The organism is Allosphingosinicella sp., assembly GCF_036387615.1.
GTDB lineage: Bacteria > Pseudomonadota > Alphaproteobacteria > Sphingomonadales > Sphingomonadaceae > Allosphingosinicella.
This window is the reverse complement of the sequence record NZ_DASVTH010000056.1, coordinates 59,615-85,291: the sequence shown is the minus strand read 5'-3', so window position 1 is coordinate 85,291 and position 25,677 is coordinate 59,615. Positions and strand designations below refer to the sequence as shown.

The window sequence follows — 25,677 nt, the reverse complement described above, 5'->3', positions numbered from 1 at the left end:
GCGCTGGTGCCGGCCGAAGATTAGGCCGCTTCGGTCTGCTTCTTGGCGATCTCGCGCTTCAGCTTGCGGGCCTTGTCGCTGAGCTTGTCTTCGCCGGACTTGGTGAGCCAATTGTCGAGCCCGCCGACATGCTCCACCGATCGCAGGCCCGCCGTCGAAACGCGCAGCGAGACGCTGCGGCCGAGCGAGTCGGAGATCAAGGTCACGTTCTGCAGATTGGGCAGGAAGGTGCGCTTGGTCTTGTTGTTGGCGTGGGACACGTTGTGGCCCACCTGCCGGGTCTTGCCGGTCAGCTCGCAAATGCGCGACATGTCGATCTCTCGTTTTGATTGCGGGGCGCAGTTCACCCCGGAAAGCGGGGGCAAATAAAGCGGCAGGCCCGTTCAGTCAACTCCAGTGATCGTTGCGGCCCTGCAACCGAATCCCCTAACCTGCGTTGATCTTACCGAAGCCGCCTCGGCTGGTTCAAGGAGGATCTATATGTCACGTAAGCTTCTCGCCATCCTGGCGATCGTCGTTCTGATCGCCATCGTGTTGTTCGCCACCGGTTTCTGGAAGGCGGACGTGAAGGAAGGCTCGATGCCTGACGTCGACGTGACCGCCAAGGGCGGCTCGCTCCCAGAGGTAGACATGGACTCCAAGGAAGTCGTGGTCGGCACGACCAAGACCGAGATCGATGTCCCGAAGATCGAAACCGAGAAGCAGACCGTCGATGTCCCCGCGGTCGGCGTTAAGGACGACGGCGAGGAATAAGCGCTCCGGCGCCGCTCGAGATTACAATCGAGGCCATGCGGCGCTAACGGGCCGCATGGCCTTTCCTTTGCCCGAACCGATGCGCCTCGCCCTGCTTCGGGCGGGGGAGGCGGCCGCGGCGGGCGAAGTGCCGGTGGGAGCGGTGGTGGTGCGGGACGGCGAGGTGATCGCCGCCGCCGCTAACCGGATGCGCAGCCGCTGCGATCCTACCGCGCATGCGGAGATGGAGGCGCTGCGCGAAGCCGGCCTGGCGCTCGGCACGTCGCGGCTCGACGAGTGCGACCTTTGGGTGACGCTGGAGCCGTGCGCGATGTGCGCCGGCGCGATCGCCCTGTCGCGGATCCGGCGGCTTTACTTCGCGGCAGCCGATCCCAAGGGCGGGGCGGTGCTGCACGGGCCGCGGCTTTTCGGGCAAGCGACCTGCCATCATGCGCCCGAAGTGTTTGGCGGGATCGGTGAGAAGGAATCGGCGCGGCTGCTGCGCGCCTTCTTCGGCGAGCGACGCTGACGAGAACGTAAGATAAAGTGCTCAGGCCCCATCTTCTCGTCGCCCCGGACTTGATCCGGGGCCGGGCTTCTTGTCTGGCCGCAGTCCGAAGTCAGCCCTGGCCCGGATCAAGTCCGGGCCGACGAGGAGGAGATGCCGCCGACTGTGCTGTTAGTTGTCCTGACTGCCGTCCGGCGCGGCATCTCGCCTCGGCAGCGACCAGTGAAAGGTGCGGGTGACCACCTCCTCGACAGGCCGGCCGGTTGCGTCGCGGGCGGGGCGGTAAATGAAGCGGCGCTGGATCAAGCGGCAGGTGGTCGCCTCGATCTCGGCATTGGCGGTGGAGCGCAGCACGCGGCAGAAATCGACGCGACCGTCGGTCGCGACGGTGAAGCGCACCGAGACCGAACCTTCGATGCCGGCCTTGCGCGAAGCGCGCGGATAATCCTGCGCGCCGTCGAGAACGCCGCTGATCCGGACGGCGCGCGATGTTCCGCCCCCGCCGGTGCCGCTCCCCTGCCCGCCCGCGCCGCTTCCGACCCTGATGCCGCCCGCACCGGTGCCCGGACCGGTGACGCTGGAGGCGCCCGCGTCGGGCGCGCTGCCGGGGTCTCCGGGCTTCGGCTCAGGGACGGTGACGAGTTTCGGTTGGACGGGGAGACGGATCTCCGGGGGCGGTGCTACGATCGGGCTTGGGCGAGCCTCAAGGCTGGGCGGCGAAGCGGCGCCTTCAGGTTCCACGATCCGCACTTTCGCGGCCACCGGCTCGGGTGAGGGGAGCGGAAGCTCCTCGGGGATGTCAAACACCTTAAGCCCGCTGCCAAGCTGGCGGACGGTTTCGACGCCGAGCCCAGTTAGGAGCAGGTAACCGAGCAGAGCGTGCAGCGCGGCCACCCCGAGCAGCGCCCGCAGACGCATCCGGACGGGCTCTAGGTCGGCTGCGTTCCTGCGCATCTCACCCGCTTCCAGACGCGCGGAAGGGCGCCGGGTTTCCCCGACGCCCCTTGCTCGGCCGCCCGGTCCCGATCAGCCCTGATCGGTGTTGGGAACGACGCGAATCTCGACACGGCGGTTCTGCGCGCGGCCGACTTCGGTGCCGTTGTCCGCGATCGGGCGGGACGAGGCGAAGCCCTGGGTTGCGATCCGGACGGGGTTGACGCCCTGACGCGCGAGATAGCCGGCGACCGACTGGGCGCGGTTCTGCGACAAGGGAACGTTGATGCGGTCGCCGCCGCTGGGATCGGTATGGCCATACACGTCGATCAGAGTGGACGGATAAGCCGCCAAAGTCTGCGCGACTTCATCGAGCGTGCCGTAGAATTGCGGCTGGATGTCCGCACTGTTGATCGGGAAGGTGATCCCGGCGGGCATGCTCAACAAGAGCTCGTCGCCTTGCCGCTCGATGACGATGCCGGTGCCTTCGGTCTTGCGGCGAAGCTCGCGCTCCTGGCGATCCATATACTGGCCGATCGCGGCGCCCGCGATCGCGCCGACGCCCGCGCCGACCGCTTTCTCGGTCCGGTCGCGACGGCCGCCGATCAGGTCGCCGCCGAAATAGCCGGCAACCACGCCGACCGCGGCGCCGATGGCGGTGCGCGTCTGGAACTCGCGCTCGCCGGTTTCCGGATTGGTGACGCAGGCGGTTGTGGCGAGGAGGGCCGCGGCGAGCGCCGCGCCGGTGATACGCTTGGACTTGATCATACTCATTCCTTCGGGTGCAAGTGAACGGGCGGCCCAACCGCCCTTGCCGGGCCTTGTTCCACCTGCCGGTTGAACGGCATCTGAGGATTGTGTTGTGGCTGCGAAAGTTTAGCGGCTACACTGGCAGGCCGCGCACACATGTCCCCCGCCGCTCCCCCAAGCACCGCCTTTCCCTGGTTCGACGTGGCGCTGATCGCCTTGCTGATCGGGCTGAACGGCCTGTTCGCGATGTCGGAGCTCGCCATCGTGTCGGCGCGCCGGCCGCGGCTGAAGGCGATGGCGAAGGGGGGCAAGCGCGGGGCGCAGACGGCGCTCGATCTTGCCGCCGATCCCGGACGCTTCCTGTCCACGGTGCAGATCGGCATCTCGCTAATCGGCATCCTGGCCGGCGCCTATTCGGGCGCGAGCCTCGGCGGGCCGGTCGGGAGCCGGATCGCTGCGCTCGGCGTCGAGCCCGGCCTTGCCCAAACATTGGGGTTCGTCCTGGTGATCATGGTCACGACCTACGCGTCGCTGATCGTGGGCGAGCTGGTGCCCAAGCAATTCGCCTTACGCGCCCCCGAGCCGATCGCGGCGGCGATGGCGGTGCCGATGCTGTGGCTGGCCAAGGCGACCGCGCCCCTGGTCTGGCTGCTGGACCGCACAAGCGCGCTGATCTTCCGACTTCTCCGGCTCGATCGGGAGAAGTCGGACCGGGTGACCGCCGAGGAGCTGCACATGGTGGTGGCCGAAGCGACCAGCGCCGGCGTGATCGAGGAAAGCGAGCGGGCGATCATCTCGGGCGTTGTGCGCCTGGCCGACCGGCCGACTCGCGAAGTGATGACGCCGCGCACGGACGTGGACTGGATCGACGTCGATTCCGATCAGGATGCGATCCGCCGCCAGCTGGTCGAGACGCCGCACACGAGGCTGCCTGTCGCGCAAGGGTCGGTCGACCAGTTGCTGGGCGTCGTCCAGGCGCGCGACATCGCCGCGGCGCTGGCGGAGGGGCGGTCGATCGACTTGCGCGCGCTGATGCGCGACGCGCCCATCGTGGCCGACCAGATGGATGCGATGGACACGCTCGCCGCGCTTCGTTCGGCGGATGTGCCGATGGCTTTCGTGCACGACGAATATGGTCATTTCGACGGGCTGGTGACCCCCGCCGACCTGCTCGCCGCGCTGGCGGGATCGTTCGCATCGGACCAGGATGTCGATACCGATCCGCCGCTGGTCGAGCGCGAGGACGGCAGCTGGTGGGTGTCCGGCTCGCTGCCCGCCGACGCGCTGATCGACCAGCTCGGCATCAGCCTGCCGGAGGACCGCGACTACGCGACCGTCGCCGGCCTTGCCCTGTCCGTCCTCAAGCATCTGCCGGAGGTGGGCGAGCGCTTCACGTTCGGCGGCTGGCAGTGGGAGATCGTCGACCTGGACGGACGCAAGATCGACAAGTTGCTCGCCTCCGAAATCGTCCGACGCCGGCGCGGCGGTTAACCATTCCGTTCATCTCCCGGCCATGCAACCGATCCCGCAGATTGCTCGTTAAGGACCGCAAGTATCGAGTAAGAGGAGCCTTTATGGCAACGAGTGTTCTGGAAGCGCGCGGTGGATGTATCATTCCGAAGGCGGGCCAGCGTGGTTATCACATCGTGTACCGCGACCATCAGACCAATCATTGCCCGGGCTGCGGGCACACCCATTGGTATATCGGCCGGATGATGGCGGAATGCGCTTTTTGCGCCACCGCGCTGCCGCTGGAGAGCTCCAGCATGGTCGCAGGCGGCCAGAGCGTCCGCATTATCCGCGGCCCGGTGTTCGACTCGCCGGAGCATGCCTTCGCGGCCTGACCGCTGCCACTCGGGCGAGTGCGCCGATACGGCCGACACCGCCCGCTCAGCGCCGGCTCCTGATTTCCGTTACGCGAGGGGCCGGCGTTTCCATGCCATGTGATCCCTCCCCAGGACGGGGAGGAGCTAGGGCTTACGCCGCACCGGCACGTTGACGTTGCACAGGTCGACCCCACCCGCGGGAACCTGGAAGAAGGTGCCGCCGCGATTGGCGCGGCCGAGGACGTAAGCGCCGAAGCGCGGCGTATCGGTGCGCATCACCTGCATCGCCGGGCGCTCACTCGCCGGCAGCTCGGAGGCGAGGCGGATCCGGGCGATCGGGACGTGGTCCTTGGGGTCCTTGATGAAGCCGAGCGCTTCGGTGCCGCGCCGGCGCGCGGTCAGCGCCTCCATGCCTTCGACGACGCGGCCGACGACGGCGATGTTGCGGTCGAGATGGCGAGGCGCGTGGCCAATCACGGCGTAGAGTTCACCGCCGGTGCCGGTATCCGGGGCAAGATCGCGGCCAACCCCGACCGCACCGTAGCAATGGGCGAGCCAGGCACGCCCGGAGCGGGGATCGTACCCGACCGGCCAGCCGCCAGCGTGGCCCGCGACCGGCGCATAGCTGTCAGGATAACCAAGCGGGCGCAGCTTCAGCCCGGCGAGCGGGCGATGATATTCGGCCGGGGGCCGCTTGACGACGCGCGCGGGCAGCGGCTTGTCGCTCTCGTTCAGCCCCCATTGCGCGACATAATTGTCCTGCACGCGATAAATGGACGCGCCCTGCCACCAGCCGCCCTGGGCAAGGGCGCGGATGTTGGCGACATGCACGGGCGCAAAATCGGGCGCCAGCTCGATCAGCACGCGGCTGTTGTCGGCGAGGTCCATGACCAGCAGGTCGTCAGCCGCGATGTCCCGCCATTCGGCAGGCCGGGACGCTTTCAGCACATCGGATGGCTCCGTCGCCTTCGCCACCGGAGCAAGCCGCCATTGGCCGGAAGGAGAGGCGGCTTTCCTCTGCCAGGCGGATGCGTCGGCGGACGCGACCAGCATCGCCATGCCTGCCAGGATTGCCGCTCGATTCATTTGCCCACTCCCTCGATCTTTGGGCGATCATCCGGAAGCGGAGCGCCGAGATCAAGTGGGGACTTGTTGGAAGAAGCCTGAGGGAGCTTACGCCGCCATCGAGGCTCCCGCCGCTTCTACCGGGCAGCCGAGTCCGCGCAGTTGCTCCAAGTGGAGGGACGACAGGTCGGAATGGGAGCGGGCCGCCTGGGCGGAAGACGCGCGCTTGGCCAGATCCAGCTCCGCCTTGGCTCGGCCCAGATGATAGTTGATCAGTTCTTCCATGATCGGTCCCGTTCAGTCGCCAAAGGCCAAGAACCGCCTCAATGCCTTGGAACTGCTCTCCCCGCATTCACGAGTGTTAACGGGAGTATACGAACCTCCCTAAAGCAGGTTAGCGGGCGACCGGATCAGCGTCGGAAAAGCAGCCGGAGAGCGAGTCGGTTGCCTCGATGAGACTGGCATATTCCTCCGCCAGCCTCCGGTGGCTGAGCGCCGCAAGCGGGTGAGAGGCGCTGTCCGCCGCATTTTCCTCGGCAGCGATGCGCGCGAGATAATAATCTCGATCGAACGGATCCATTGATTCCCCCCCGGGACTCGGTGAGGCATCATGATAGCAGCCGAGAGGTCACCGGAACAGCAGCCTGGAGAATGAATCCTGCACCGGCGATCGGAACGGCCTCGACGAACGACCGTCTCCCATCTGCAAACGACATTCCGCCCTGTTCACTTCGCGCTACCGCGCCCGGCGGGATAGCCGTATGCATCTGCGATCAAGCAGAAAATTCGAGGGGATGAGGGATGAGGACGAAACTTGGCTTATTGCTCGCGGCGGCGACGATCGGATTGATTGCGGGCGCCGCGCCTGCTGCAGCGGCCCAGGGCGCGGGCGCGCAGGCGCCACGGCTCAGCGTGCCCCCGCTGGCCTACAAGATGCGCAAGCTCAAGAACGGGCTGACGGTCTACACGCTGCGGGACAAGACCACGCCGAACGTGTCCGTCTCCGTCTGGTATGAAGTCGGCGCCAAGCACGACCCGGCGGGCCGCTCCGGCTTCGCGCACATGTTCGAGCACATCCTGTCGCGCAAGACCGTCAACATGCCCTACAACATGATCAACAAGCTGACCGAGGATGTCGGCGGTGTCCGGAATGCCTCCACCAGCTGGGACCGCACCAACTATTACGAAACGGTGCCGGGCCGCTACCTCGAGACGATGCTCTGGACCCATGCCGAGCGCATGGCGCGGCCCGTGGTCGACGCGGAGGTGTTCGAGAAAGAGCGCAACATCGTCAAGGAAGAGCTGCGCCAGCGCGTGCTCGCGCCGCCGTACGGGCGGCTCTTTTCCTTCGTCAGCGTCGAGAACGCCTGGGACAAGATGCCGCACCGCAGGCCGACGATCGGCAGCATTGCGGACCTCGACGCCGCGAAACTCGAAGACGCCCGCGCCTTTCACGAAGCTTTCTACGGCCCGGATACGGCAAGCCTGATCATCGCCGGCAACTTCGATGAGGCGAAGCTTGCAGCATGGGTCGACACATATTTCGGCTCGATCCCGGCCCGCGCCAGGAAAACGTCGCTCGCGATCACGGAGCGGGACGCGCCGCGCACCAAGGAGCGGTTGGTTACTGCCTATGCCCCCAACGTCCCGCTGCCGGTGGTCGGCTCACTTTGGCAGACGCCGGGTTCGAGCCACGCCGACATTCCCGCGCTGCGGGTCCTGAGCGGCATCCTCAGCGACGGAAATAACAGCCGACTTTATCAGGCGCTCGTTCAGAAGGGGATCGCAACGAGCGCCTCTTCGAATCTCATCGATACCGAAGAAAGCGGTTTCCTCGGCACCAATGTCATCATGGCGGGCGGCCGCGCGATGCCCGACGCGGAGACGGTGCTCGCCAATGAAATCGAGCGAATGCGGGCGCAGCAGGTTACCGCTGCCGAGCTCACGGAAGCGAAAAACGAGCTGATCGCCGACGCGCTTCGCGAGCGCGAGACCTTCCAGGGCCGTGCCTTCGCGCTTGGCGAAGCGCTCGTCCGCACCGGGGATCCGCGCGCACCTGACAAGGAGCTCGCCGCGATCCAGCGGGTGACCGCAGCCGACGTTCAGCGTGTCGCGCGGAAGTACCTCGCGCCCAACGCGCGGGTTGCGATCCGCTACGTCAACGAGAAGGAGCGTCCGGCCGGGCAGACCGGTGACAGCTGGGCGAATCCCACGCCGCTGCCCGTGTTCAAGTCGGTCCCGCCCGCCACCCGGCCGGCCAATGCGCTCGCGCCCGAAGGACAGCGGCAACAACCGCCGGCGCCCGGAGCAGCGGTCCCGGTCACCCCGCCCACAATCGCCGAAAGCAAGTTGGCCAACGGCCTCACGCTGGTGACCGCCAAGACCGGAAACGTGCCGATCGCGACCATGACGATGGTGATGCGCGGCGGCGCTTCGACCGATCCGCGCGGAAAGGCCGGGCTCGCCACGCTCGCGGCCGACCTCGCCACCCGCGGCACGACGACCCGGACCGCGCAGCGAATCGCGATCGAACTCGAATCGCTCGGCGCCTCGATCAACAGCGGCGCGGGGCCGGACGGGATCACGGTCTCGGTCTCCGCTCCCGCCACCAACCTGGAGGCTGCCGGCCGCGTGCTCGCCGACATCGTCCAGAATGCGAGCTTCCCGGCCGATGAGGTCGAGCGGCAACGGACCCGCGCGATTGACTCGCTGGGCGTCGCGATGCGCGATCCGGGCGCGCTCGCCTCAATGGTGGTGCAGCCCGTCGCCTATGGCACCGCGCCATACGGGGCGCTCGCCGGCGGCACCGTCACCTCGCTCAAGGGCCTCACCCGCGAGGATCTGGCGGGCCAGTATCGGACCTGGTGGCACCCGGCCAATGCGGCCCTGGTCGTTTCGGGCGGTATCGACCCGCAGGCGACCGCAGCCATGGCGCAGCGGCTGTTCGCCGGCTGGCGCGGGCAGGGGCCGGCGCCGGTCGCCCCGACAGCGCGGGCCGGCGAGGCCCAGAAGGTCCGGACGGTGGTGATCGACTTGCCGGGTGCCGGCCAGGCGGCGGTCATCGCGGCGGTGCGCGGTATCAACCGAGCGGATCCCGATTACTATAATCTGGTCGTCGCCAACGCGATCCTGGGTTCGGGCTCCAACGGACGCCTGTTCGAGGAGGTGCGCACCAAGCGGGCGCTGAGCTACGGCGCCAACAGCAGCCTGCCGGCCCGCGCCGACCAGGCTTTGCTGACCGCTTCGGCCCAGACCAAGAACGAGAGCGCGGCTGATGTCGCCAAGATCTTCCTCGATGAGCTCGACCGGTTGGGCAAGCAGCCGCTGACCGCCGAGGAGATCGAGAAGCGCAAGGCGTTCGTGTCGGGCCTCTACACGTTGCAGTCGGAAACCAGCGCGGGCTTCGGCGCGACGCTGGCCGGGCTCATCCAGCAGGGCCTCTCACCCTCCGAAGCGGTGCGATACCTGCAGAATATTGAAACCGTGTCTCCGGCTGCGGCAAGCAAGGCCGCGGCCCGGCTCAGCGCGGCCGACCGGGCGACGCTGGTGATCGTGGGCGATTCGTCCAAGTTCATCGACAAGCTGCGCGCGCTGCGGCCTGATGTCGAGGTGATCCCGGCCGATCAGCTCAACCTCGACGTACCAGCGTTGAAGGCGGGGTAAGCCAATCAAGCCGAAACCGCTCATCCCGAGGAGGGACTGACCCCGGACTTGATCCGGGGGAAGGTCCGTCTCGAAGGACCGTACACCCGTCCTTCAGACGCCGCTTCGACTTCGCTCAGCGGCTCCTCAGGGTGAGCGAAACGGGTTAGGGTTGAGTCGTATGCGTATCCTGGTCCTCGCGATCTTCGCCCTGCCCCTCGGCGGCTGCATCAGCACGGCCGTCGATATCGTCACGCTTCCGGTCAAGGCCGCGTCCAAGACGGTGGATGTTCTGACCACGAGCCAGTCCGAAGCCGACGAGAAGCGCGGCCGCGCCCTCCGCAAGCGCGAGGAATGCATCGGCAAGGAGGATCGCCGCGCATCGCAGCGACGGCGCGAGCCCGATTACTCGCGCTGTCCTGAGGCGCGCTGAAATTGGTTATGCCAGCGGAGCCTGGCATCCAATCTGAGTCAGCGTGGACGCCAGCCTTCGCTGGGGTAACGAGCGGCTACGAAACCAGCACCGCTTCGACGCGCCGGTTGTCCTGAGAGGCGGCAGACCGGCCGGGCAACGGGCGATCGGGACCGTAGCCGCGAACTTCGAAGCGATCACGGGAAACGCCCAGGCTGGACAGGAAGTCGGCGACGGCGCGGGCGCGACGCTGCGAGAGGTCGAGATTGGATGCGCGGCTGCCCTGTGCATCGGTGTGGCCCTCGATCACGAACCGCTTGGATTGGAGCGACGGCATCTGCAGCGCCTGGGCGAACACCTTGGCTTCTTCCCTGGCTTGGGCGGTCAGTTCCGCAGAGCCGAGTTCGAAGCTGAGCCGCAGGTCGACCCGACGGGCCACCGCCTTTGTGGTTGCAGGCTTGGGCCGGTTTGCGGAAGCGGTCTTGACCGGCTGCGGCTTGCCTGCGGTGCGCGCCGGCGAGGAAGCGGTGCTGCGGCTGGGCGCCGGGGCAGCGGCTTTGGCCGTCGGCTTGGCGCCGGGGCGGCTGAGGCTGAAGCCGCGGGTGGCGCTGGTGCGGGGCTTGACGCCGGTGGTCGGGGCGGCCTCCGCCGGAGTGTCGGCCGTGGTCTCGCAATCGTCGGTCAGCGCGCAAACATAGTCTTCGGCGCTGCGAGTCGCGCCGCTCTGGGCGACGGCCGCGGCCGGAACTGACGCAAGAAACAGCGACATCAATGCTAAACGGCGCATAAACTTCCCCACCTTCTATTCACCTAGCCTCATGTCATAGCGCAAAGCCGCGACAAGGATAAGGCCCGATGCGCTACCCTTCAGTTCTTGTCCCTTTCCGGGCGAAACTGATCGCTCGTCTTACCGACCTGATCCTCCAACGCCGCAAGGCACGGTCGACGGAAGTCTCGTCTGAGGCGACGGACCTGCGCTCTACAGTGCGATCGCGACCGTCTTGAGTTCGGTATAGGCCTCGATGCCGTAGCGCCCGCTCTCGCGGCCGAACCCGGACTGCTTGTAGCCGCCGAACGGGAGCGACGTATCGGCCGCGGACGGGGTATTGCCCCACACCATGCCCGCTTTGATCTTGGCGGCGAGCTTGTGCATGGCCGAGACGTCCCGGGTCCAGACCGAGGCGGCAAGGCCGTAGCTGGTGTCGTTGGCAGCCTTGGCGACGGCGTCGAGGTCATCGAAGCGCTGGGCGGTCAGCACCGGGCCGAAAATCTCCTCCTTCACGCAAGACATTTCGGGCTTCACGTCGACCAGGATGGTGGGATTGACGAAATAACCTTCCCCACCCGGAGCGTCGCCGCCGGCCATGATCGAGGCGCCGTCCTTGCGGCTGCCCTCGATGAAGCCCATCACCCGGTCGCGCTGCTCGGTCGAAACCAGCGGGCCCATCATGGTGTCGGGCGCGAGGCTAGGGCCGACCTTCCAGCCGGCCGCATTGGCGGCTACCGCCTCGAGCAACTGGTCGAACACGTCACGGTGCGCGAACAGACGCGAGCCGGCGATGCAGACCTGGCCCGAATTGGCGAAGATCGAGCGCGCCGCGCCCGCCGCCGTCTTCTTGATGTCGACGTCCGGCAGCACGATCACCGGCGACTTGCCGCCGAGTTCGAGCGTCACGCGCTTTAGGGTATCGGTCGCCGCGCGGTTGATGATCTTGCCGACCTCGGTCGAGCCGGTGAAGGCGACCTTGTCGACGTCCGGATGGCGGACCAGGCGATCGCCAGCGGTCTCGCCCATGCCGGTGACGATATTGACGACACCTGCGGGCACGCCGGCTTCCGCCACCAGATCGGCGAAACGCAGCGCGGTCAGCGACGTCTGCTCGGCCGGCTTCAGCACAAGGGTGCAGCCGGCGGCGAGGGCAGGCGCGATCTTCTGCACCGCCATCATCAGCGGGAAGTTCCACGGCACGATCTGCGCGGCGACGCCGATCGGCTCGCGCCGGACATAAGCGTGGATCGCGCCGGTCGGCATCCCCGAGGGCTCGATATGCTCGCCCGACAGCTTGGTCGCCCAGCCGGCCATGTAGCGCAGGGTCTGAACGCATTTCGGCAGGTCATAGCCCTGCGAAGCCGAGCGCGGCTTGCCGTTGTCGATCGACTCGAGCTCGGCGAGCTCCGGGATGTGCGCTTCGACGAGGTCGGCGAGTTTGCTGATGATCCGCTCGCGTTGATAGGGTGACAGACCCGACCAGCGACCGTCGTCGAATGCCGTCCGGGCCGCCGCAACCGCGCGGTCGACGTCCTGGATCGAGGCATCGACCATGGACGAGATTTCGCGGCCCGTGGACGGATCGTGGATCGGGATGCGGGCGTCATGGCTCGAGCGCACCCACTCGCCGTTGATGAAAAGCGCCGGCTCGCGCCCAAGCAGCGCCTGCACGCCTTCGGAGTAGGCCGGCTGTGCACTGATGCGGGTCATCTCGTTCATGAGTGAGTCTCCTTCGGCGGTGCCTATAGGCGCTCTCACCGTTCCGGCGAAGGCCGGAAATAGGTGCGAGTATGAGCTTCAGGCCAGCATCTTCCTCGCCATCTTCACCGTCTCGTCGGGCTCGACGTTGCGGGGAGGCACCTGCCGGCCCTTCTGGACTGCCGGGCGCACACCGACTGCCTTCATCCACCGCTGCAGATTGGGCAGGCCCGCTATGTCGATGCCGGGCCATTCATGGGTATGCACCCACGACCAGTTGGCGATGTCCGCGATTGAATAGTCTCCGGCCAGATATTCGTTGGCCGCCAAGTGGCGGTCGAGCACCTCGAACAGGCGCCGGCCTTCGCGGCGGTAGCGGTCGATCACGCTCGGCAGATGCTCAGGGAAGTAGCGGGTGAAGACGTTGGCCTGGCCCATCATCGGGCCGACCCCGCCCATCTGGAACATCAGCCATTGGACCACGCGGCTGCGCCCCTTGGCGTCGGCCGGCATCAGGCGCCCCGTCTTCTCCGCCAGGTACATCATGATCGCGCCGGATTCGAAGACGGCGAAATCGTCCGCTTCGCGGTCGACGATCGCCGGGATTCGGCCATTCGGGTTGATGTCGATGAACGGCTGTTTCTTCTGCTCGCCGGAGGATAGGTCGATCGGGTGGAGCTTGTAGGGGAGTTCCAGCTCTTCGAGCGTGATCGAGGCCTTCCAGCCGTTTGGCGTCGCGGCGGTGTAGAGATCGATCATTGGGAGCCCTTTCGCTAGATCGGTAGCGAATTAGGACTGATGTCGCCGCTTTCAAGCGGCATTCGGATCAGAGGACGCCGACGCCGTCCATCCTCATGGCGGAAGCGCGGGGCTCCAGTTCCCCGTCGATGCTCTGGCGGACTACCGTGAGTAGGGCCGACGGCGCATACGGCTTGGTGAAGAAGATCGCGTCCGCCGGATATTGATCGCTGCTGGGCCGGGTCCGGCCGGAGACGAGGACGATGCGGACCTGCGGGCAGCGCTCCCGAACCGCGTGGGTGAGTGCGATCCCGTCCTGCTCTCCGGAGATGCCGATGTCGGTGACCATCGCCGCCAAATCGGGGCAGGTACCCAGACATTCGAGCGCTTCGTCGAAACTTGCGGCCTCCAGCACGCGATAGCCCTCATGACTGAGCAGGTCGGCCGTGGAGCGCAGCACCAGAGGCTCGTCTTCGACCAACAAAATCGTGCGAGCGTCTTCGCGCATGAACTCATCCCCTTACAAGCCGCTGACAAACAGCGGCGACTCGTCACGAAACCGTCATCCGGCTTCTCTGTTCCGGGCCCGGAAGAGCGGATGCGTTAAAGGGAGCGAAGCGCCCGGGCTGGTCTGGCGGCAAGGGCCGGGAGCGAGCCCAGCAGGCCGAGAACGAGCGTGACGAGCGCGCCGAACGCGAGCGTTGCGGCGACAACGCCCCAGTCCGGCGCCCAGTCAAGCTCCAGCACCTTCACGACGACATACCAGCCGGCCCCGGCGCCGAGCGCGAAGGCGACGCCCGCCAAGATCGCGGCGAGCAGCGCGAATTCGAGGGCCTGGGCGAGCAGGATGCGCCCGCGCGTCGCGCCGAGCAGCTTCAGCATGACGCTGTCGTATATGCGGGCGCGCCGGCTGGCGGCGAGCGCGCCGATCAGCACCGCGATGCCGGCGAGGATCGCCACCGACGCCGCCGACCGCACCGCGACCGACAATTGGCCGAGCATGCCGGCGACAGTCTCGACGACCTCCTTGACGCGTATCGCCGAGACGCTGGGGAATGCGTTCGAGACCGCGCGCGAGAAGGCGCGTTCCTGCGCCTCGGGCATGGAGATGGTGGCCATGAAGCTGTGCGGCGCGGATTCGAGTGCGCCCGGTGCGAACACGATCACGAAATTGAACCCCATCGTATCCCAGTTGATCTCGCGGAGCGAAGCGATCCGCGCCTCGATGTCGCGCCCGAGGATCGAAACCGTGATGCTGTCGCCGACCTTGAGCCCGACCGCGCGCGCCGCCTCGACATCGAGCGAGACGAGCGGCGGCCCTTGGTAATCAGCCGGCCACCAGCTTCCTTCGACGATGCGGCTGCCCTCGGGGAGTTCGGCGGCATAGGTCAGCCCCCGATCCCCGCGCAGGAACCAGCCGCCCTCCGGTATCTCCTTCATCTCGGCCACGCGGCGATCGCCGATCGCGACCACCGAGCCGCGCAGGGAGGGAATGGTGACAAGGTCCCCTCCCGGAGCCGCGCCCTTCGCCATCGCGCGAAAGCGGCCGATCTCCTCGACCGGTATGTCGAGCATGAAGAAGCTCGGCGCCTTGGCGGGGATATTGGTCCGGATCTGGCCGGACAAGTTGGTCTCGATCACCGCCAGCGTGGTGAACAGGGTGAGGCCAAGGCCGAGCGCAACCACCAGCCGTCCGGTCTGCGCCGCGGGCCGATGGAGATTGGCGAGCGCGAGCCGGAACAGCGGGTTGCGCGGCCGTGGCAACCGCGCCGCGATCAGCCGGATCAGCCAGCCGAGCAGGGTCAGCATCAGCACTAGTCCCAGCACCGCCGCGATGAAGGTGGCAGCGAAGGGTGGCTCGCGCGCGGTGAAGATGGCGAGCGCGGCGATGAGGCCGCCAGCGACGGTCACCGCGAGCAGCAGGGTCCAGGCCGGCCGACGCGGCGGCTCAAGGCTCCCGCGGAACAGGCTCGCGGCGGGCACGGTGCGGGCGCGGGCGAGGGGCAGGATGGCGAACAGGAAAGCGATCAGCAGGCCGTACGTCGCGCTCGCCGCCAGCGGCACCGGATAAACGGACAGGCTTGGCGGCACCGGCAGGGCGCTGCCCGCCACCAGGGTGACGATCCAGGGGACCAGCGCCCCCATCGCGAGACCCGCCGCGATCGCGCCGAGAGCGACGATGCCGATCTGGAGCAGGTAGCTCTGGAAGATCGTCGTGGACGTGGCGCCAAGCATCTTCAGCGTGGCGATGATCCCGCGCTTGCTGTCCAGGTAGGAGGTAACACCGTTGCCGACGCCGATGCCGGCGACGATCAGGGCGGTGAGTCCCACCAGGGTCAGGAATTGGCCGAGCCGCTCGATGAAGCGGCGGACGCCGGGAGCGCCGTTCGAACGGTCCTGCACCTGGAAGCCGGCATTCTTGAAGCGCTCGTTCAGGCTTTTGGCTGTCGCGGCGACATCCTGGCCGGGCGCCAGCCGGAGGCGGTAAGCGCTGGTATAAAGGCTGCCGGGCTGGACGAGGCCCGTGGCGGCGAGCCCGGCGTCATCGACCAGGGCAGTGGAGCCGAGCGTGAAGCCCTGCCCGACGCGGTCCGGCTCCTCGGCGATGAAGCCGACGATCTTCAGGGCCGCGTTACCGATGCGGAGCTGATCGCCGACGCGTAGGCCCAGGCGCTCGGCCAGCTCAGGCGCGATCGCCACTTCAGGACCGCGGGGCCGACCGCGCAGCGCACCCGGCTGGAGCCGGAATGTGCCGTAGAGCGGGTAGGCCTCGTCCACGCCCTTGAGCTCGACCAGGATGCTTTCGGCGCCGTCCAGCCGCGCGGCCATGGCGCGCATTCGGGTGAGTTGGCTGAGTTGCCCAACGCGGGCGATGGCGGCTAGCTCCTGCGGGTCGGCTTGGCGCTGGGAGACGCTGAGCTGGATGTCGCCGCCCAGGATCGACTGGCCGCGCTCGGCAAGTCCGGACACGATCGCTGCCGACAGCGAGCCGACGCCGGCAAGCGCGAGCACGCCGAGGAACAGGCAGACGGCGAGAAGGCGCAGGCCGGAAAGGCCGCCGCGCAGGTCGCGCAGAGCGAGGCGGAGGGGGAGGGGCACGACTCAGATCCTCCCCGGGACGGGGAGGGGGACCACCCGGAGGCTGGTGGCGGGGGTCCCGAGGCCTGCGTTGAGGTCAAGGAGCCCCCTCCACCCCCGCCTTCGGCGGCGGTCCCCCTCCCCGTCCCGGGGAGGAATCACTTCCCCGAATCCCGCACGATGCGTCCATCGCCCATCTCGATCACGCGCCCGCAACGAGCGGCGAGGCTGGCGTCGTGAGTAATGACAAGCAGGGTCGCGCCGGTGTCGCGCTGGCGGTCGAACAGGAGGTCGAGGACCGCCGCACCGGTGACGGTGTCGAGATTGCCGGTCGGCTCGTCGGCGAAGATAAGTTCCGGGCGCGGCGCGGTTGCGCGGGCGATGGCGACGCGCTGCTGCTCGCCGCCGGACAGCTGGGCGGGATAATGGGTCAAGCGGTGGCCGAGCCCGACTGCCTCCAGCTCTGCCGCGGCGATCCGGAAGGCATCGGGCTCGCCGGCCAACTCGAGCGGCACCGCCACGTTCTCGAGTGCGGTCATGGTCGGCAGCAGGTGGAAAGCTTGGAGGACGATGCCGATCCGGCCGCGCCGGGCGCGAGCAAGGCCGTCCTCGTTCAGCGCGGTGAAATCGGCCCCGGCCACCCGGATCGCGCCCCCGCTTGCCCGCTCCAGCCCGGAAAGCACTGCCATCAAAGAAGATTTACCGGATCCCGAGGGTCCGAGCAGCGCAACGCTTTCGCCTTTCGCGACTTTTAGGTCGACCTTGCGGAGAATGTCGACGCGGGCCGGGCCGGTGCCGAGCGCCAAGGTGACATCGGCCGCGTCGATGACAATATGAGAGTGAAGCATGCGGGAGAAGGAAATCCGATGTCGTTACGGGTCGCATATGGGGCGCGCCGGCTGTTTGTCTATCTGGTGGCGCTCGTGACTTTCGGCGCCGCGTCTCCGGCCCTCGCCAAGGAGTTCCATGTCCTGGCGTTCGGCGACAGTCTGACCGCCGGCTATGGCCTGCCGCGGGGGCAGGGCTTTGCGCCCCAGCTGGAGGACGCGCTCCGGCGCAACGGCGTGCGCGCCCATGTCACCGACGCGGGCGTGTCCGGCAACACGGTCGGGCAGGGCCGGGCGCGGCTGAAATGGACGCTGGACGGCCTCAAGAAGAAGCCGGACCTCGCGATCGTGGCGCTGGGCGGCAATGACATGCTGCGAGGGCTTCCGCCGGCCCAGACCCGGGCGGACATGGACGCCATCCTGGCCGAGTTCAAAAGGCGCGAAATCCCGGTGCTGGTCGCGGGCATGCTCGCGCCGCCCAATCTCGGCCCGCGTTTCGGCGCCGAGTTCAACTCGATCTTCCCGGACGTGGCCCGCAAATATGGAGCGGCGCTCTACCCCTTCTTCCTCGCCAACGTGGCAGGCGTGCGTGCGCTCAACCTGCCGGACGGCGTGCATCCGAACTTCCAGGGGATCAAGCGCATGGTCAGCGGAATCCTGCCAAGCGTCACGCAGGCGCTGAACGCCGTCGAGGCCTGACGGAGCGGTCTAGCGAGCGCCGATCCCGACGGCCTGGAAGACGCGCAGAGGATCGACCGGTTCGGCGAACTCGCCGCCGACGCGGCCGTCGCGCGCCCAGACCACCAGCGCATTGACGCGCAACTGGTCGGGAAGGGTCAGCCACACGCGCACGCCGGGGCTGATCAGCGCCTTGGTTTCGGCCATGAAGCCGCGGCTGGACAGGTTGACGAGCCTGGCTTGAGTGGCGCCCTGGCCGAGCTCACGCAGCGGTATCTCGGCGGAGACGGGGGCGCGCGGCTCCCGGCGGGCGTCAGGTCCCGGACCGGCGTCGATGCTGACAGTCGCTATGCGGCGCATCAGCCGAGAACGACATCGTGATTGAAATTGAGGCCGATCTGGCCATCCCGGACCCAACGCACGACCGCGAGGAGCCGAGCGCAACTCTCGAACTGCATGGTGACGCTTTCTCCGATGCGAGGCAGGATCTCGCTCTCGATCATGGTTCCGCGCGAGGAGATGTTGAGCACCCGAACGAGGTGATCCTGGCCGCGGAAGACCAGAATCGCGCGATCGACGAGGCCGCCATGGCGTGGCTCGGCGCGCTGCTCCGCCTGGCGCGGCTGCGAGCGCGGCACCATGCTGCCCGCCAGTCCCAATCCACCCCTGTTCAGCCGCATGCCTTCAGTCCCGTCGAAACAGGCGGGACCGTGACACGAAGTCGGTTACCGAATCGCTACAGCGGGATGAGTTTGGACAGCGGAAAGTCGTCGGCCCGGACTTGATCCGGGCCAGGGCTGATTTTTTTTGAGCTGAAAGAAAAGCCCTGCCCCGGATCAAGTCCGGGTCGACAATTAGGGGTTAGCAGTTACGGGTGCCCCCGCCGCTCCGCCCTCGCGCTCCCAGTAATAAGGCTGCCGTTGCCGGGTGCCGGTCACCTCCTCGTTCAGCGTGGCGGCGTCGTAGAGGCGGCCGTTCAGCATCACCTTGGAGATGTTGTCGCTATTCTGGATGTCCTGGGTCGGATCGGCGTCGAGGATGACGAGGTCCGCCATCTTGCCGGGCTCGAGCGAACCGATGTCGCGGAAGCCGAGCGCGCGCGCCGGCGTGACGGTGCCGGCTTTCAGCGCATCGATCGGCGTCCAGCCGCCGCGCACGAACGACCACATGTCCCAATGCGCGGCCAGGCCCTGCTGCTGGCCATGGCCGCCGATCGAGACCGGCACGCCGCGCTGCGAGATGAGCTTGGCGGTGGCCGCGCTCACCTTGTCGACATAATCCTCCTCGGGCGCCTTGGTGACCCGGACCAGTTCCGGGTTGAGTACGTCGGCGGGTACGTGGCGGGTGAGGAGCGGGTGGCGGAACACCTCGCTCTGCCCGATCCAGTAGGGCTCGCCGGCAAGGCCGCCATAGGTGACCCCGATCGTGGGCGTGTAGCCGACCTTGGTTGCGCCGAAGAAGTCGAGCACGTCCTCGTACAGCCGCGCCTGGGGCAGATTGTGCTCCAGCGTGGTGTTGCCGTCTGCGATCAGCGCCATGTCCATCTCGAACAGCGAACCGCCCTCGGCCACCACCGCAATATCCTCGCGAAGCGCTGCGGCGACGACCTGCTGGCGCTGGTCGCGGCGGGGCTGGTTGTAGTTCTTGATCGAATGCGCGCCCTGCGCCTTGAGGCGGCGGACATGAGCGAGCGCGTCGTCCAGGCTGTCGATCACGGCGTAGCGCCCGGGTGAGCGCGCACCGTAGACGATCTCGCCAGTCGAGAAGATGCGCGGGGCTAGAATGAGGCCGGCGCGCTGCATTTCGCCGGCTGGGAAGATCTCGCTCGACGTGCTCGACGGGTCGTGGACGGTGGTCACGCCAAAGGCGAGATGCGCCATCGCTTCCCAATTCTGCTGGGGGACGATCTCGTCCTCACCCTGGCTGCCGTGCGCGTGCGCATCGATCAGGCCGGGGATGATGAACTTGCCGGCGACATCGACCTGGCGCGCGCCGGCCGGAATGGCGACTTGGCCGCGGCGGCCGACGGCGCGGATGCGATTGCCTTCGATCAGCACCACGCCATCTTCGATAATTCCGCCCGCCTCGTCGGCCATGGTCACCACCTTGGCGCCGACCAGGGCGACCTGGCCCTGCGGCACGTCCGCGCGGGCGGTGACGGCGATCGGGATGCCGCTCGTCGGCGCGGCATATTTACCGCCGTCGGACCGGATCAGCGCGTTGCTTGCGGCGGTATAGAGCGTCGGCCCCATGCTCCAGGCGACGTTGCTGCCGCTCCAGTGCAGGTATTGGCCGCCAATACCGGTCGCTTTGGTGAGCGGCAGCGCGTTGGCTTTGGCTCCGACATCGAGGGTCTTGGCGCCCTGGAAGAAGGGCACGACGAAGACGTTGTAATTCTCGCGAAAGGCGATGTGGTCGCCGGTCGGCGCGACTTGATATTCGACGACGAGATCGCCCTGCGCATGGGTGCGCGGATCCTTGCCGTTCATGTCGACGCTGACGAGCTTGAGCTTCTGATCGGCGCTCTGCTCGAGGTAGACGCGGTCGCCGGCCGCGCCGAATTGCGGGTTGCCGCCATTCGCGGTCAGGCGGGTGGACGCGCCGCCATTGGCGGGCACGCGGTAGACGCCCTTGTCCTGCGACCATGCCTCCGAAGTCAGATCACCGGCCCGCCCAGCTTCGTAGACGATCGTCTGGCCGTCCGGCGAGAAGCGCGGGCGGCGATAATGGCCCGGCTGGGAGGTGACGGTGCGCAGGCCCGATCCGTCCGCGCCGACGGTGCGGATTTCGCCGAGCCGCTGGTCGTTCCAGCTTACGAACGCAATGCGGCTGCCGTCGCGCGACCAGGACGGGAAGAGCTGGAAGTCGCTGTCCTGCGCGGTCAGCAGGCGGGGCGCGGCGTTGCCGGCAGCGTCCCTGACGTAGAGCCGGCCCAGGCTTTCGAACACCACGCGCCGGCCGTCCGGGGACATGCTGGCGAAGCGCGGCATCTTGGTAGTGAAGGTCTCGGCGAAGACGTTGACCTGCGGCCGCGGCGGATCGATCACGTCGCGGCTGTCGGCGACCTGGAACGGGATTTCGGCATGACCGGAGCCGTCCGGGCCGATGCGGTGGATCTTGCCGCCGGCCCAGAACAGGATCGAGCGGCTGTCGGGCGTCCAGTCCATGTTCGGATAGACGCCGTGCACGGCCCAGGTCTCCTGCATGTCCTGGTCGAGCGCGTCGTAGATCTTGCGCTCCTCGCCCGAGCGCAGGTCCTTGATGTAGAGCTTGGACTTGGCGCGCTCACGCTTGACGTAGGCGAGCCAGCGCCCGTCCGGTGACGGCGCCGGGCGAACCGCGCCGCCCGGCCCGCCCGCGACCGTGGTGCGCTCGCCGGTCTTGAGGTCGTAGCGCTCGATCGCGAACAGCGCGTCGTTGGAATTCTGCGCATATTGGAAGGTGTTACCCGGCGTGATGTCGCGGCTGAAATAGATGCCGTCGCCGGTCGGCGTGAACGTCGGTTCCCCCAGTTCCTTCTGGAATTGCGGATTGGGGCGCTCAACCAAAGCGACGCCGTTGCCGCCGGCGACATGGTACATCCAAACCTCGCCCGTGCCCGCGGAACGCTGCGTCGTAAAATGCTTGCGCGCGGCGACGAAGCGCCCGTCAGGGCTCCAGGTCGGGTTGTTGAGGAGGGTGAAGCTTTCCTTGGTGAGCTGGCGGCGGTTGGAGCCGTCGATGTTCATCAACCAGATATTCTCGCCGCCCGCACGGTCCGAAGTGAAGGCGATCTGCCGTCCGTCCGGAGAGAAACGCGGCTGCGTCTCATAGGGCATGCCGGCCGAAATCCGTGTCGCTCGCCCGCCGCCGATCGGCATCGTGTAGATGTCGCCGAGCAGATCGAACGCGATCGTCCGCCCGTCGGGGCTCACGTCCAGGTTCATCCAGGTGCCTTCGGACACGTTGATCGGCACCTGCCGCATCTTCAGCCCCGGAGGCGCGGCCACGTCCCACTTCTTCTCGTCCTTCTTGTCCTGTGCGAACGCGGTGGAGGAGAGAAGGACGGCGGCGAGGGCGACAAAGCCTTTGATCATGAACGAACTCCGGGCGCGGCTGGAGCCCGGCGCTTAAGCGTGCTTGCCGCAAACACGCAAGACGCGCCGTTACGGCATGGCGCCCAAGATTCTGATTCACCTGTGTTTACTGACGCAGTGAAGCCGGGAACCGGCCGCCCGAAATGCCCGTTCGTTACTCATCTTAAACAATCGCATGGCGGTTTATGACGAGTCGAGCAGTCAAAAGCGCAGATTCCCGCCTGGAGCTTTGGGGCGGGGTCGAATGTACGGTTGTTCGCGTCGGCGACGAATATCGCGACCAGAGCGAGGAGACCGGCCACTCCTACCGCAGGGACGATATCGACATCATCGCCGATCTTGGCGTCACCACCGTAAGGTATCCCATTCTGTGGGAGAGCATCGCGCCGGAGAGGCCCGACCAGCTTGATTTCTCATGGACCGACGAGCGGCTCGCCATGTTGCGGGAGCGGGGTATCCGGGTCATTGGCGGGCTTCTTCATCATGGCTCAGGTCCGCGCTACACCGAGCTGCTCGACCCCGATTTTCCGGCCAAGCTGGCCGACTATGCCGCACGGGTGGCCGCCCGCTATCCCTGGATCGAAGACTGGACACCCGTCAACGAGCCGCTGACCACGGCGCGCTTCTCCGGCCTTTACGGCCACTGGTACCCGCATGGCCGCGACTACCCGACCTTCCTGAAGGCGCTCGCCAACGAATGTCTCGGCACACTGGAGGCGATGCGCGCGATCCGCAAGGCGATCTCGAACGCGCGCCTGGTCCAGACCGAGGACCTCGGCAAGACCTTCTCCACCGCACCGCTCCGCCACCAAGCCGCCCATGAGAATGAGCGACGCTGGCTCAGCCTGGACCTGCTTTGCGGGCGAGTGACTCCCAAGCACCGCTGGTACGATATGCTCTTCGGCGCCGGGGTGAGCATGGGCGACCTCGAGCGGCTGGCGAGCGGGGAGGCCACTCCCGACCTGCTCGGCATCAACCATTATCTCACCAGCGAACGTTTTCTCGACCACCGGCTCGACCTTTACCCGGGGCACGAAGTCGGCGGAAACGGGCGCGACCGTTACGTCGATGCCGAAGCCGTCCGTGTGAAGCGGCTCGAGGGCGACACGGGCTTCGCCCCGCGTTTGCGGGAAGCCTGGGAGCGCTACGGCATTCCGATGGCGATCACCGAGGTGCATCACGGATGCCACCGTGACGAGCAGCTACGCTGGTTCGCCGAGGTCTGGAAGACGGCCGGCCAGCTCCGGGAGGAGGGCATGGACCTTCGCGCGGTCACTGTCTGGTCGATGTTCGGCAATGTCGACTGGCGGTTCCTGCTGACGCAAAAGAACGGCTTCTACGACACCGGCGCCTATGACGTGCGCGGCGGCACGCCCCGTCCGACCGTGATCGCCAAAGCCGCTAGGGCTTATGCCCGTGGCGAGAATTTCGATCATCCGGTGCTCGACGCGCCGGGCTGGTGGCGCCGCCCGATGCGGCTCTATCCCTGGAACGGCCGCTGTAAGGCGTTGCCGGAAGGCGGCCGCAAGCTGCTGATCACCGGAGCCACGGGAACGCTCGGGAAGGCTTTCGCCCGCGTGGCCGACGCCCGTGCGCTCCCATATTGCCTGACCACCCGGGAAGAGCTGGACATCGCCGAGGAGACCTCGATCCGCGCCGCGATCGAACGTTACCGGCCGTGGGCGATCATCAACACCGCTGGCTTCGTGCGGGTCGACGATGCCGAACGGGAGCAGGAAGCTTGCTTCAAGTGGAACACGGAAGGCCCCGCGAAACTCGCCGCGGTTTGCGCCGAAGCGGGTATCCCGCTGGTCACTTTCTCATCGGACCTCGTCTTCGACGGGCAGCTCGGCCGGGCCTATAACGAGGATGATCCGGTTCACCCGACCGGCGTCTATGGGCTCAGCAAAGCCAGGGCCGAGCAGGATGTGCTCGGCATCGCCGACGAGGCGCTCGTGATCCGCACCAGCGCTTTCTTCGGCCCCTGGGACCGGTTCAACTTCGCCCGGCAGACGCTCGACGCGCTGGCGCGGGGCGAGCCCGTCCGCGCCAGCCGGGACGCTTCGGTATCCCCGACCTATGTCCCCGATCTATGCCACGCCACGCTCGACCTCCTAATCGATGGCGAAACCGGAATCTGGCACCTGGCTAACCAGGGCAAGCTCAGCTGGTACGAGTTCGCGCGCGAAGTCGCTGCCGGGGCAGGTTACGACACCGGCCTGATCCTGCCGATCGCGGGGGAGCGGGGCGACACCACCCTGTCCAGCAAGCGCGGCCTGATGCTGCGCCCGGTCGAGCATGCGATTGAGGATTTTCTGCACGAAACCGGCGAACGGGCCCAGTCCGGGGTCACCGAAATCGCGGCCGATTAGGCGCAATCACTCGGCTGCTTCAAGCCCGCGCTGCTGGCGGGTGCCCCACCAGGTTTCGAGCTTGCGCTTGACCGTGCCGACTCCCGTTTGCGGCAGACCGGCTGCGCTCTCGTCCGGCCCGTCCGCCCTTTCCTCGCTGTAGATCCGCAGGTTGCTCGGCCGGCTCGGGCGCAGGCACTCGCGGCCCCTCAGCATGTCTTCGGCCGCTTTCAGCGTGCGAACCAGATCCTCCTCGCTGAACGGCTTGGCAAGGCAGCCGAGCGCAAGGTCGGGGAGCGGAAAGGAAGGCGCACTGCCCGTCGTGAACAGGCACGGGATGCCAAGCTCGCCAAGCTTCGCCGCGACGGAGAAGCCCGTCGATCCGCGCGCCAGGCGAAGGTCGACCAGCGCCAGATCGGGCCGCCGTTCCTCGACCGCGGCCAGCGCCGCATCGCCGTCGTCGGCGATCGCCGTCACCGTGTAGCGCGGATTGAGTTCGATCAGATGTTTGAGCGTGTCCGCAAAGAGCCTATCGTCTTCTACCACCAGAATTTTCAGCATGCCCACCCCTCCACGAAGGCAGCTTACTCACAAGGCCGCTCGGACGTGAATCGGGTCGCGCCTGCTTTGCGCCGAACGATTCCGAAACGAAGCCGAACTGAACCTGCAGGTAGGTTCACCCACAGTTCACCGTCACCCACCAGAATTCGCCCGGTCGCGGAGGGGAACGGCAGTGAGCGTGATGAGAAGTATGATCCTTGCTGCCGCTGCCACACTCGGCGGCTGCACGGCCGTAATCGACCAATCCAGCTTCTTTCCACAGCTCGCCGACCCGCCGCCCGGCAGCCTTGCGGCGCCACCAGGCTATCGTCTCGAAGAAGCCATGCTCAATCTGCCCGGCCTGGGCCAGGTGCATGCGGTCCGGCTCGACAATCCGGCCAGTGACGCGGTGATCATCTACCATGGCGGGAATGGCAGCTTCGTGTCGGCGCAGAGCCGGCCGGCGGCGGCGCTGGCCGGCGCAACGGGGGCTGACCTGGTCTTCTATGACTATCCCGGACGGGGCGGCACCACGATTCCGGCGACCATCGAGGCCTCTATCGCGACCGGGCCCGCGATGCTTTCGGAGCTTCGCAGGTTGGAATGGATCGGCACCGGCCCGCTCTTTGCCTACGGCCTCTCCTTCGGCGGCAGCCAGGCTGCGGCGATGGTCAGAGGCGGTGGCTTCCAGGGGCTGATAATCGAAGGCAGCGCCGCCGACATTGCCGCGGTCGGGCGCAATTTCGTGCCCGCGCTGGCCAAGCCCTTCGTCAAGCTCAGGATCGATCCGGCGCTCGGCCGTTTCGATTACCTCGGCTATGCCACCGCTTCACGCACACCCGTCCTGCTGCTCGCCTCGCGGGACGACGAGATCGTGCGAGTGCGCAACATGCGGGATTTCTCGGATCAGCTGAAGGGGCGGGGAACGCCCACCCGGATGGTGGTCGTCCCCGGCGGGCATGGCACCGCCCTTGCACAACCCGCAGCCCTGGATGCTATCCGCGGTTTCGTGAAAGAGCTGTCGCAGCGCTAGGCCGGCGCTCCTTCGCCAAGG

General features: G+C 67.1%; 25 protein-coding genes. 9 read left to right on the top strand and 16 right to left on the bottom strand.

What is annotated here, in order from left to right; genetic code table 11:
* Positions 1 to 20 precede the first annotated feature (20 nt).
* On the bottom strand, positions 21 to 311 hold the full coding sequence (rpmB, locus tag VF631_RS11770; protein ID WP_431850503.1) for a 50S ribosomal protein L28: 291 nt from the start codon (positions 309 to 311) through the stop codon (positions 21 to 23).
* A 169-nt stretch (positions 312 to 480) separates the two neighbouring features.
* Between rpmB and VF631_RS11765 the strand changes: the two genes are divergently transcribed.
* Both VF631_RS11765 and VF631_RS11760 read left to right on the top strand, forming a co-directional pair.
* Complete coding sequence (locus tag VF631_RS11765) at positions 481 to 753, top strand: hypothetical protein (protein WP_431850502.1); 273 nt, start codon at positions 481 to 483, stop codon at positions 751 to 753.
* A gap of 79 nt (positions 754 to 832) precedes the next feature.
* Positions 833 to 1,261 (top strand): nucleoside deaminase, encoded by a 429-nt coding sequence (locus VF631_RS11760; protein WP_431850501.1) that lies wholly within the window; start codon positions 833 to 835, stop codon positions 1,259 to 1,261.
* Between the two features lie 150 nt (positions 1,262 to 1,411).
* On the opposite strand, the gene VF631_RS11755 is transcribed toward VF631_RS11760, so the two are convergent.
* Both VF631_RS11755 and VF631_RS11750 read right to left on the bottom strand, forming a co-directional pair.
* A complete protein-coding gene (locus VF631_RS11755) occupies positions 1,412 to 2,194 on the bottom strand; it encodes a TonB family protein (RefSeq protein WP_431850500.1) in 783 nt (260 codons plus the stop codon).
* Positions 2,195 to 2,266: 72 nt separating this feature from the next.
* Entirely contained in the window at positions 2,267 to 2,941 is a 675-nt protein-coding gene (locus tag VF631_RS11750; protein ID WP_431850499.1) for an OmpA family protein, read from the bottom strand.
* A 138-nt stretch (positions 2,942 to 3,079) separates the two neighbouring features.
* Between VF631_RS11750 and VF631_RS11745 the strand changes: the two genes are divergently transcribed.
* A complete protein-coding gene (locus VF631_RS11745) occupies positions 3,080 to 4,414 on the top strand; it encodes a hemolysin family protein (RefSeq protein WP_431850498.1) in 1,335 nt (444 codons plus the stop codon).
* An 83-nt stretch (positions 4,415 to 4,497) separates the two neighbouring features.
* Positions 4,498 to 4,767, top strand: coding sequence for a hypothetical protein (locus VF631_RS11740; RefSeq protein WP_431850497.1), 270 nt, complete (start codon positions 4,498 to 4,500; stop codon positions 4,765 to 4,767).
* 126 nt (positions 4,768 to 4,893) lie between these two features.
* On the opposite strand, the gene VF631_RS11735 is transcribed toward VF631_RS11740, so the two are convergent.
* The 3 genes from VF631_RS11735 to VF631_RS11725 all read right to left on the bottom strand — a co-directional run bounded on the left by VF631_RS11735 (position 4,894) and on the right by VF631_RS11725 (position 6,394).
* Positions 4,894 to 5,835 carry a peptidylprolyl isomerase gene (locus VF631_RS11735; RefSeq protein WP_431850496.1) on the bottom strand — a complete coding sequence of 314 codons (942 nt, stop codon included), beginning with the start codon at positions 5,833 to 5,835 and terminating at the stop codon, positions 4,894 to 4,896.
* Positions 5,836 to 5,922: 87 nt separating this feature from the next.
* Complete coding sequence (locus tag VF631_RS11730; protein WP_431850495.1) at positions 5,923 to 6,099, bottom strand: hypothetical protein; 177 nt, start codon at positions 6,097 to 6,099, stop codon at positions 5,923 to 5,925.
* A 109-nt stretch (positions 6,100 to 6,208) separates the two neighbouring features.
* On the bottom strand, positions 6,209 to 6,394 hold the full coding sequence (locus VF631_RS11725) for a hypothetical protein (protein ID WP_431850494.1): 186 nt from the start codon (positions 6,392 to 6,394) through the stop codon (positions 6,209 to 6,211).
* A gap of 221 nt (positions 6,395 to 6,615) precedes the next feature.
* On the opposite strand from VF631_RS11725, the gene VF631_RS11720 reads away from it, so the two are divergent.
* A complete protein-coding gene (locus VF631_RS11720) occupies positions 6,616 to 9,477 on the top strand; it encodes a M16 family metallopeptidase (protein WP_431850493.1) in 2,862 nt (953 codons plus the stop codon).
* A 160-nt stretch (positions 9,478 to 9,637) separates the two neighbouring features.
* The gene (locus VF631_RS11715; RefSeq protein ID WP_431850492.1) at positions 9,638 to 9,889 is read left to right on the top strand and encodes a hypothetical protein; all 252 of its coding nucleotides are present in this window, start codon (positions 9,638 to 9,640) and stop codon (positions 9,887 to 9,889) included.
* A gap of 76 nt (positions 9,890 to 9,965) precedes the next feature.
* On the opposite strand, the gene VF631_RS11710 is transcribed toward VF631_RS11715, so the two are convergent.
* The 6 genes from VF631_RS11710 to VF631_RS11685 all read right to left on the bottom strand — a co-directional run bounded on the left by VF631_RS11710 (position 9,966) and on the right by VF631_RS11685 (position 16,999).
* Positions 9,966 to 10,637, bottom strand: coding sequence for an OmpA family protein (locus VF631_RS11710; RefSeq protein ID WP_431850491.1), 672 nt, complete (start codon positions 10,635 to 10,637; stop codon positions 9,966 to 9,968).
* A 210-nt stretch (positions 10,638 to 10,847) separates the two neighbouring features.
* Positions 10,848 to 12,356 (bottom strand): aldehyde dehydrogenase family protein, encoded by a 1,509-nt coding sequence (locus tag VF631_RS11705; RefSeq protein ID WP_431850490.1) that lies wholly within the window; start codon positions 12,354 to 12,356, stop codon positions 10,848 to 10,850.
* A 78-nt stretch (positions 12,357 to 12,434) separates the two neighbouring features.
* A complete protein-coding gene (locus tag VF631_RS11700) occupies positions 12,435 to 13,094 on the bottom strand; it encodes a glutathione S-transferase family protein (RefSeq protein ID WP_431850489.1) in 660 nt (219 codons plus the stop codon).
* Between the two features lie 67 nt (positions 13,095 to 13,161).
* A complete protein-coding gene (locus VF631_RS11695; protein ID WP_431850488.1) occupies positions 13,162 to 13,581 on the bottom strand; it encodes a response regulator in 420 nt (139 codons plus the stop codon).
* 95 nt (positions 13,582 to 13,676) lie between these two features.
* Positions 13,677 to 16,172: an ABC transporter permease gene (locus tag VF631_RS11690; protein ID WP_431850487.1), complete on the bottom strand. Its 2,496-nt coding sequence runs from the start codon at positions 16,170 to 16,172 to the stop codon at positions 13,677 to 13,679.
* A 137-nt stretch (positions 16,173 to 16,309) separates the two neighbouring features.
* Positions 16,310 to 16,999 (bottom strand): ABC transporter ATP-binding protein, encoded by a 690-nt coding sequence (locus VF631_RS11685; protein ID WP_431850486.1) that lies wholly within the window; start codon positions 16,997 to 16,999, stop codon positions 16,310 to 16,312.
* Between the two features lie 18 nt (positions 17,000 to 17,017).
* Here VF631_RS11685 and VF631_RS11680 point away from each other — a divergent pair, with 18 nt between their 5' ends.
* Positions 17,018 to 17,677 carry an arylesterase gene (locus tag VF631_RS11680; RefSeq protein WP_431850485.1) on the top strand — a complete coding sequence of 220 codons (660 nt, stop codon included), beginning with the start codon at positions 17,018 to 17,020 and terminating at the stop codon, positions 17,675 to 17,677.
* A 9-nt stretch (positions 17,678 to 17,686) separates the two neighbouring features.
* Here the strand turns inward: VF631_RS11680 and VF631_RS11675 are convergent, their stop codons facing one another.
* The 3 genes from VF631_RS11675 to VF631_RS11665 all read right to left on the bottom strand — a co-directional run bounded on the left by VF631_RS11675 (position 17,687) and on the right by VF631_RS11665 (position 21,732).
* Positions 17,687 to 18,016 (bottom strand): PilZ domain-containing protein, encoded by a 330-nt coding sequence (locus VF631_RS11675; RefSeq protein WP_431850484.1) that lies wholly within the window; start codon positions 18,014 to 18,016, stop codon positions 17,687 to 17,689.
* Positions 18,016 to 18,336, bottom strand: coding sequence for a PilZ domain-containing protein (locus VF631_RS11670; protein WP_431850483.1), 321 nt, complete (start codon positions 18,334 to 18,336; stop codon positions 18,016 to 18,018). Before VF631_RS11670 ends, VF631_RS11675 begins: the two co-directional genes overlap by 1 nt.
* A gap of 174 nt (positions 18,337 to 18,510) precedes the next feature.
* Positions 18,511 to 21,732 carry an amidohydrolase family protein gene (locus VF631_RS11665; protein WP_431850482.1) on the bottom strand — a complete coding sequence of 1,074 codons (3,222 nt, stop codon included), beginning with the start codon at positions 21,730 to 21,732 and terminating at the stop codon, positions 18,511 to 18,513.
* Between the two features lie 185 nt (positions 21,733 to 21,917).
* Here VF631_RS11665 and VF631_RS11660 point away from each other — a divergent pair, with 185 nt between their 5' ends.
* The gene (locus VF631_RS11660) at positions 21,918 to 24,104 is read left to right on the top strand and encodes a family 1 glycosylhydrolase (protein ID WP_431850481.1); all 2,187 of its coding nucleotides are present in this window, start codon (positions 21,918 to 21,920) and stop codon (positions 24,102 to 24,104) included.
* Positions 24,105 to 24,110: 6 nt separating this feature from the next.
* Here VF631_RS11660 and VF631_RS11655 read toward each other — a convergent pair whose 3' ends face one another.
* Positions 24,111 to 24,644 carry a response regulator gene (locus VF631_RS11655; protein WP_431850480.1) on the bottom strand — a complete coding sequence of 178 codons (534 nt, stop codon included), beginning with the start codon at positions 24,642 to 24,644 and terminating at the stop codon, positions 24,111 to 24,113.
* Between the two features lie 181 nt (positions 24,645 to 24,825).
* On the opposite strand from VF631_RS11655, the gene VF631_RS11650 reads away from it, so the two are divergent.
* Positions 24,826 to 25,656, top strand: a complete 831-nt coding sequence (locus tag VF631_RS11650) for an alpha/beta hydrolase family protein (protein WP_431850479.1) — start codon at positions 24,826 to 24,828, stop codon at positions 25,654 to 25,656.
* Positions 25,657 to 25,677 lie beyond the last annotated feature (21 nt).

Excerpts from the sequence above, each read along its gene's own strand:
- VF631_RS11735 (WP_431850496.1), bottom strand. The coding sequence starts at position 5,835 with ATGAATCGAGCGGCAATCCTGGCAGGCATGGCGATGCTGGTCGCGTCC.
- VF631_RS11725 (WP_431850494.1), bottom strand. The coding sequence starts at position 6,394 with ATGGATCCGTTCGATCGAGATTATTATCTCGCGCGCATCGCTGCCGAG.
- VF631_RS11730 (WP_431850495.1), bottom strand. The coding sequence starts at position 6,099 with ATGGAAGAACTGATCAACTATCATCTGGGCCGAGCCAAGGCGGAGCTG.
- VF631_RS11740 (WP_431850497.1), top strand. The coding sequence starts at position 4,498 with ATGGCAACGAGTGTTCTGGAAGCGCGCGGTGGATGTATCATTCCGAAG.
- VF631_RS11715 (WP_431850492.1), top strand. The coding sequence starts at position 9,638 with ATGCGTATCCTGGTCCTCGCGATCTTCGCCCTGCCCCTCGGCGGCTGC.
- VF631_RS11680 (WP_431850485.1), top strand. The coding sequence starts at position 17,018 with ATGTCGTTACGGGTCGCATATGGGGCGCGCCGGCTGTTTGTCTATCTG.
- VF631_RS11700 (WP_431850489.1), bottom strand. The coding sequence starts at position 13,094 with ATGATCGATCTCTACACCGCCGCGACGCCAAACGGCTGGAAGGCCTCG.
- VF631_RS11760 (WP_431850501.1), top strand. The coding sequence starts at position 833 with ATGCGCCTCGCCCTGCTTCGGGCGGGGGAGGCGGCCGCGGCGGGCGAA.
- VF631_RS11655 (WP_431850480.1), bottom strand. The coding sequence starts at position 24,644 with ATGCTGAAAATTCTGGTGGTAGAAGACGATAGGCTCTTTGCGGACACG.
- rpmB (WP_431850503.1), bottom strand. The coding sequence starts at position 311 with ATGTCGCGCATTTGCGAGCTGACCGGCAAGACCCGGCAGGTGGGCCAC.
- VF631_RS11765 (WP_431850502.1), top strand. The coding sequence starts at position 481 with ATGTCACGTAAGCTTCTCGCCATCCTGGCGATCGTCGTTCTGATCGCC.
- VF631_RS11670 (WP_431850483.1), bottom strand. The coding sequence starts at position 18,336 with ATGCGGCTGAACAGGGGTGGATTGGGACTGGCGGGCAGCATGGTGCCG.
- VF631_RS11750 (WP_431850499.1), bottom strand. The coding sequence starts at position 2,941 with ATGATCAAGTCCAAGCGTATCACCGGCGCGGCGCTCGCCGCGGCCCTC.
- VF631_RS11755 (WP_431850500.1), bottom strand. The coding sequence starts at position 2,194 with ATGCGCAGGAACGCAGCCGACCTAGAGCCCGTCCGGATGCGTCTGCGG.
- VF631_RS11695 (WP_431850488.1), bottom strand. The coding sequence starts at position 13,581 with ATGCGCGAAGACGCTCGCACGATTTTGTTGGTCGAAGACGAGCCTCTG.
- VF631_RS11665 (WP_431850482.1), bottom strand. The coding sequence starts at position 21,732 with ATGATCAAAGGCTTTGTCGCCCTCGCCGCCGTCCTTCTCTCCTCCACC.
- VF631_RS11705 (WP_431850490.1), bottom strand. The coding sequence starts at position 12,356 with ATGAACGAGATGACCCGCATCAGTGCACAGCCGGCCTACTCCGAAGGC.
- VF631_RS11650 (WP_431850479.1), top strand. The coding sequence starts at position 24,826 with ATGAGAAGTATGATCCTTGCTGCCGCTGCCACACTCGGCGGCTGCACG.
- VF631_RS11720 (WP_431850493.1), top strand. The coding sequence starts at position 6,616 with ATGAGGACGAAACTTGGCTTATTGCTCGCGGCGGCGACGATCGGATTG.
- VF631_RS11685 (WP_431850486.1), bottom strand. The coding sequence starts at position 16,999 with ATGCTTCACTCTCATATTGTCATCGACGCGGCCGATGTCACCTTGGCG.
- VF631_RS11660 (WP_431850481.1), top strand. The coding sequence starts at position 21,918 with ATGACGAGTCGAGCAGTCAAAAGCGCAGATTCCCGCCTGGAGCTTTGG.
- VF631_RS11710 (WP_431850491.1), bottom strand. The coding sequence starts at position 10,637 with ATGTCGCTGTTTCTTGCGTCAGTTCCGGCCGCGGCCGTCGCCCAGAGC.
- VF631_RS11675 (WP_431850484.1), bottom strand. The coding sequence starts at position 18,016 with ATGCGCCGCATAGCGACTGTCAGCATCGACGCCGGTCCGGGACCTGAC.
- VF631_RS11745 (WP_431850498.1), top strand. The coding sequence starts at position 3,080 with ATGTCCCCCGCCGCTCCCCCAAGCACCGCCTTTCCCTGGTTCGACGTG.